Source organism: Streptomyces lushanensis, assembly GCF_001700515.1.
In the GTDB taxonomy this organism is placed as follows: Bacteria; Actinomycetota; Actinomycetes; order Streptomycetales; family Streptomycetaceae; genus Streptomyces; species Streptomyces lushanensis.
Window position 1 is genome coordinate 1 of record NZ_MAUD01000260.1, and the last position, 6,141, is coordinate 6,141.

Below are 6,141 nucleotides of genomic sequence, written 5' to 3' on the forward strand. Positions count from 1 at the left end.
CCGTCGCACCGCCCCGCCGATCTCAAAGTCCTCCGAAGCCCTTCGAAAAGCCCCCCGCCCCCGAAGTCCGCCGACCTCTCAGTCCAGGAACCGGATGAGTAGCTCCCGCACCCGCACCCGCAGTCCCGGCGCCCCGGTCGCGCTGGCGGTGCCCGCGCTGCTCGCGATCGCCTTTCTGCTGCTGCCGCTGATCGGGATCCTCGCGCGTACCTCCTGGGGCGAACTGGCCACGCATCTCACCAGTCCTGAGGTGGTCCAGGCACTGAGGCTGTCGCTGCTGGTCTCCTTCTCCTCGCTCGGGCTCTCCCTGGTGCTCGGCGTGCCGCTGGCCTGGCTGCTGGCCCGGGTGCGGTTCCCGGGCAAGACGCTGGTGCGCACACTGGTCCTGCTGCCGATGGTGCTGCCTCCCACCGTCGGCGGTGTCGCCCTGCTGCTGGGCTTCGGACGGCGCGGGCTGCTCGGCCCCTGGCTGGAGGAGAGCTTCGGGCTCACCCTGCCGTTCCACACCTCGGGCGCCGTCGTCGCCTCGACCTTCGTGGCGATGCCGTTCCTCGTCATCAGCCTCGAAGGTGCCCTCGCCGGGCTGCGGCCCGCCTACGAGGAGACCGCCGCCTCGCTGGGCGCCTCGCCGGTACGGGTGTTCCGTACCGTCACACTGCCCATGGTGGCTCCCGGTCTGGCCGCCGGCGCCGCGCTGACCTGGGCCCGCGCGCTCGGTGAGTTCGGTGCCACGATCACCTTCGCGGGCAATCTTCCCGGCACCACCCAGACCCTGCCGCTCCAGGTGTATCTGCTGCTCCAGAACTCGCCGGAGGCCGCGACCTCCGTCTCGCTGCTCCTGCTCGCCATCGCCATGGCCGTCCTGGTCGCCCTGCGCGGACGGTGGACGACCGGTGCCGTCGACCGCGCACCCCGTCCCGGCCAGGTCTCCGAAGAACCGGCGGTGCCACCGGGGCCGGCACTGCCACCGGACCGGGACGCCGGCGCCGCGGCGGCCCCCGGACCTCCCCCCTCGCGGGAACGGCACGAGCGGTGGCGGCTGCACGCCGAGGTCACCGGCTTCAACCGGCTCACCCTCGACGCCGAGCCCGGCACCACCATCGCCGTCGTCGGACCCAACGGAGCGGGCAAGACCACCCTGCTGCGCGCCCTCCTCGGTCTCACCCCGCGCGCCCATGCCCGGCTCCGCCTCGGCGACCTCGATGTCACCTCGCTGCCGCCGCACCGCCGCGGTGTCGCCTGGGTCCCGCAGAACGGCGCCCTCTTCCCGCATCTCAGCGCGCTCGCCAACACCGCGTACGGACTGCGCGCCCACGGCATGCGGCGGGCCGAGGCCCGGCGCGTCGCCCAGCAGTGGCTCGACCGGCTCGGTGTCGGCCATCTCGCCCGGCGCAAGCCGCACCAGGTCTCCGGCGGCCAGGCACAGCGGATCGCGCTGGCCCGCGCGCTCGCCGCCAGCCCCCGGCTGCTCCTCCTGGACGAGCCGCTGGCCGCTCTCGACCAGACCACGCGTGCCCGGGTACGGCACACCCTGCGCGGCCATCTCGACGGCTTCGGCGGCGTCTGTCTGCTCGTCACCCACGATCCGGTCGAGGCGATCTCACTGGCCGACCGGGTCCTCGTACTGGACGAGGGACTGGCCCTCCAGGACGCCTCACCCGCCGAGGTGACCCGCCGTCCGCGCTCGCCCTGGGTGGCCAGGATGCTCGGCCGCAACGCCTGGCCGGGCACGTTCGGCCCCGGCGGGCTCGAACTGGCCGCGGGCGGACGGCTGATCGTCGCCGAGCCGCCGGCCCACGGCACGGCCGTGCTGGCGGTCATCGCGCCGGAGGCCGTCTCCGTCCACCGGAACCGGCCCGCGGGCAGCCCCCGCAACATCTGGCCGGGAACGGTCAGGGAGATCACCGCCCTCGGCAGCCGGCTGCGTGTTCTGATCACTTCTGACGAGGCACCGGACCTGGTCGCCGAGATCACGCCCGAGGCCGCCGCCGAACTCGGCCTGGCCGACGGCGTACCCGTATGGACCAGTGTCAAGGCCACCGAGGTGACTCTCGTCGCCATGTGAGAAACGTCCCCGGGAACGGTCCCGGAGAGCAGGGAGCGAGCGATGTTGCTGCGTCAGTTGGAGTACCTGGTGGCCCTCGCCAGGGAACGGCACTTCGCTCGCGCGGCGGCGGCCTGCTACGTCTCCCAGCCCTCGCTGTCCGCCGCGATCAGAAAGCTCGAGAACGAGCTGGACGTACCCATCGTGCGCCGGGGCCGGCGCTTCGAGGGACTCACGCCCGAGGGCGAGCGGGTGCTGCTCTGGGCACACCGGATCCTCGCCGAACGCGACGCGCTGCGCCACGAGCTGTCGGCGATGCGCGGCGGACTCGCCGGCACGCTGCGGATGGGCGCCATACCCACCGCGCTCACCGCCGCCTCGCTGCTCACCACACCGTTCGTGGAGCGGCACCCCCAGGCGCGTGTCTCGCTCGCCTCGCTCTCCTCACGGGACATCACCCAGCGTCTGGCCGAGTTCGAGCTGGACATCGCGCTCACCTATCTGGACGACGAGAGCCTCGGCCAGGTACGCAGGACGCCGCTCTACGAGGAGCGCTATCTGCTGCTCACCCCGCACGACGGCCCGATGAAGGGACGGCTGAGCGCACGGTGGGCGGAGATCGCCGAACTGCCGCTGTGTCTGCTCTCCCCGCAGATGCGCAACCGCCTGATCATGGACGAGTACTTCGCCGCGGACGGGGTGACCGCCGTGGTCCCGGGGATCGAGACCGACTCCGTCGCCGCCCTGTACGCGCATCTCACGGCCGGACGGTGGTCCAGCGTGATCTCCCACGCCTGGCTCCACATGTTCGGCGTCCCCGACGGTATGCGGGTGGTCCCGGTGACACATCCGGCGCACGGCCCCCGGGTCGGTCTGGTCATCGCCGACCGCAGCCCCGAACCCGTACTGGCCAGAGCACTGCTGGAAATCGCCAGGGAGGCGGGCGTACGGGAGGCGCTCGACGACCTCCTCGACACCTATCTGTACCCCGCCGACCTGCCGGAACAGCGCGTGGACGGCACCGGGACAGCGGTGGGATAGCCGGGCTCTATCCCGACATAGACAGGTTCATTTTGACCATGGTCACGGCTCGGAGGAGGGTGGAAGCACCTTCCCGCAGCAATCGATGAGGAGCCGCAGTCATGGCAAAGGTGCTGTGCGTGCTGTACGACGACCCGGTCGACGGATACCCCAAGACCTACGCCCGGGACGACCTCCCGAAGATCGACCACTACCCCGGCGGGCAGACCACCCCCACCCCCCAGGGCATCGACTTCACCCCCGGCCACCTGCTGGGAAGTGTCTCCGGTGAGCTGGGTCTGCGCTCCTACCTGGAGTCCCAGGGGCACACCCTGGTCGTCACCTCGGACAAGGACCGGGAGGGTTCGGTCTTCGACCAGGAGCTGGTCGACGCCGACGTCGTCATCTCCCAGCCGTTCTGGCCCGCCTATCTGACGGCCGAGCGGATCGCCAGGGCCAAGAACCTGAAGCTGGCCGTCACGGCGGGTATCGGCTCCGACCATGTCGACCTCGACGCCGCCATCGCCAGGGGCATCACCGTCGCCGAGGTCACCTACTGCAACAGCATCAGCGTCGCCGAGCACGTGGTGATGATGACGCTGTCGCTCGTACGCAACTACCTGCCCTCGTACAAGTGGGTCCTGGACGGCGGCTGGAACATCGCCGACTGTGTCGCCCGCTCCTACGACCTGGAGGGCATGCAGGTCGGCACGGTGGCCGCGGGCCGTATCGGGCTCGCCGTGCTGCGCCGGCTCGCGCCCTTCGACGTCGGCCTGCACTACACCGACCGGCACCGGCTGCCCGAGTCGGTGGAGGAGGAGCTGGGGCTCACCTGGCACGAGAGCGCCGCCGCGATGGTGCCGCACTGCGATGTCGTCACCATCAACGCTCCGCTCCACCCCGAGACGGAGGGCCTCTTCGGCGACGAGCTGATCGCGACGATGAAGCGCGGCGCGTACCTGATCAACACCGCGCGCGCGAAGATCGCCGACCGTGACGCGATCGACCGCGCCCTGCGCAGCGGACAGCTCGCCGGGTACGCGGGCGACGTGTGGTACCCGCAGCCCGCGCCGGCCGACCACCCGTGGCGGACGATGCCGCACCACGGCATGACGCCGCACATCTCGGGCTCCTCGCTCTCGGCGCAGGCGCGGTACGCGGCGGGCACGCGGGAGATCCTGGAGTCGTTCTTCGCGGGGACTCCGCTGCGCGACGAGTATCTGATCGTGGACAAGGGGGCGCTCGCGGGAGTCGGAGCGCACTCCTACTCCGTGACGAGCTGACGCCTCACCTCCTGTGGGGCCGCTGTGCGGTGGCGGCCCACGTGCGTTCCGGCGGGGGCCGGCGGCCGTGTGCGGGCCGCCGGTCCCCGCCGTGCGGTGCGGGGCAGGCAGGCGCGCCCGGCGGTGCGGGGCCGGCGGTGGTGCGGTGTCGAGGACGAACCGGCCGGCCGGGACCCGGACTCGGCGGACCCCCGCGAGGAACCAGCACAATGTGACCGTGTCCCTTCCTCATCAGGTCCAACTCGGCTCGCCGGCGGGCCACATGGTCGTCTGCGGTGACGACACCCTGGCCCAGCGGCTCGCCGGGGAGCTGCGGGATGTCTACGGCGAGCAGGTCACGCTGGTCGTGCCTCCCGCGCGCGCCCACCTTCCGGCCACCCCGCTCGTGGCGCCCGGCAGGGCGTCCGCCTTCATCGGGAGGATGTCGGCGGCGGTGGGCCGTACGGTTCCGGCCCCGCCCGGGGCGGCGGGCGGCGGGACCGGGAGGGCCGAAGCGGCGCGTGTCGTCGAGGCGCTGGACCTCGACGAGGAGGTCCTCGTGGACGCGGGCGTACGGGAGGCGGCGGCGCTCGCGCTGGTCCACGGGGACGACGAGATCAACATCCGGGCCGCGCTCGCCGCCCGCCGGCTCAATCCCCAACTGCGGCTTGTCATCCGGCTCTACAACCGCAAACTCGGCCAGCATCTGGAAGCGCTGCTCGACCAGGCCGCCGCCGTCGCCGTACCCGGTCTGGACACGGCCGCCCTCGACGCGTCCACCACGGTCCTCTCGGACGCGGACACCGCGGCGCCCGCGCTGGCCGCCACCGCCGTCGCGGGCACCAGCAAGGTCGTCAGGGCCGACGGTCTGCTGCTCCGGGCCGTGGAACGCACTCCGCCGGGTCCCGGCGAGGTGGCCGACCCGGGGCTGTGCACCCTCGCCCTGCTCTCCGCCACGACCAACGACCCCGCGGGCGCGGAGGGTTCGGACAACAGCGGTCAGGAAGGGCCGCGGCTGCTGCCCGACGACGCCAGCGCCGCCGCCGCCACCGGACGGGGCACGGTGGTCCTGGAGGCGGTGTCCCACGCGGGCCCCGATCTGCCGGCGCGTCGGCTCGCCGGCCGCGGCGCGCCGCTGGGCTCGCTGTTCTCCCGGCGGGTGCGCTGGTCCTTCGCCGGGATCCTGATGGCCGTACTCGCCCTGGCCGTGGCCTTCTGGGTCCTCACCGGTGTCCATCCGCTGCGCGCGACCTATCTGACGCTGCTCGATCTCCTGGCCATAGGGGATCCGGCGGTCGGCGAGCCGGCGGCCCGGCAGATACTCCAACTCCTCTCCGGGGCCGCGGGACTTCTGCTGCTGCCCGTGGTGATCGCGGCGGTGCTGGAAGCCCTGGGAACGTTCCGCACGGCCTCCGCGCTGCGCCGTCCGCCGCGTGGTATCTCCGGCCATGTGGTGCTGCTCGGGCTCGGCAAGATCGGCAGCCGGGTGCTGGTGCGGCTGCGTGAGCTGGGCATCCCCGTCGTCTGCGTGGAGGAGGACCCGGACGCGCGGGGCATCGCCCTCGCCCGCAGCCTGCGGGTGCCGGTCGTCCTCGGCGACGTGACCCAGGAAGGCGTGCTGGAGACGGCCAAGATCCAGCGGGCGCACGCGTTGCTCGCCCTGACCAGCGCCGACACCACCAATCTCGAAGCGGCGCTGTACGCGCGCTCCGTCGCGCCCGGGCTGCGGGTGGCGCTGCGGGTGTACGACGACGACTTCGCGACCGCCGTCTACCGCACCCTGCGCGCCGCCCACCCGGGCGCCCTCACCCGTAG

At 72.6% G+C, this 6,141-nt stretch carries 4 protein-coding genes; all 4 read left to right on the forward strand.

Annotation, left to right across the window (positions count from 1 at the left end; all coding sequences use genetic code 11):
* Positions 1-94 precede the first annotated feature (94 nt).
* Complete coding sequence (locus tag BFF77_RS21165) at positions 95-2,065, forward strand: ABC transporter permease (RefSeq protein WP_066952296.1); 1,971 nt, start codon at positions 95-97, stop codon at positions 2,063-2,065.
* Positions 2,066-2,107: 42 nt separating this feature from the next.
* Positions 2,108-3,085, forward strand: a complete 978-nt coding sequence (locus tag BFF77_RS21170) for a LysR family transcriptional regulator (protein WP_066952298.1) — start codon at positions 2,108-2,110, stop codon at positions 3,083-3,085.
* A gap of 101 nt (positions 3,086-3,186) precedes the next feature.
* A complete protein-coding gene (locus BFF77_RS21175) occupies positions 3,187-4,347 on the forward strand; it encodes an NAD-dependent formate dehydrogenase (protein WP_066952300.1) in 1,161 nt (386 codons plus the stop codon).
* A gap of 262 nt (positions 4,348-4,609) precedes the next feature.
* On the forward strand, positions 4,610-6,141 hold a 1,532-nt coding region (locus BFF77_RS21180), incomplete at its 3' end, for a potassium channel family protein (RefSeq protein WP_066952302.1).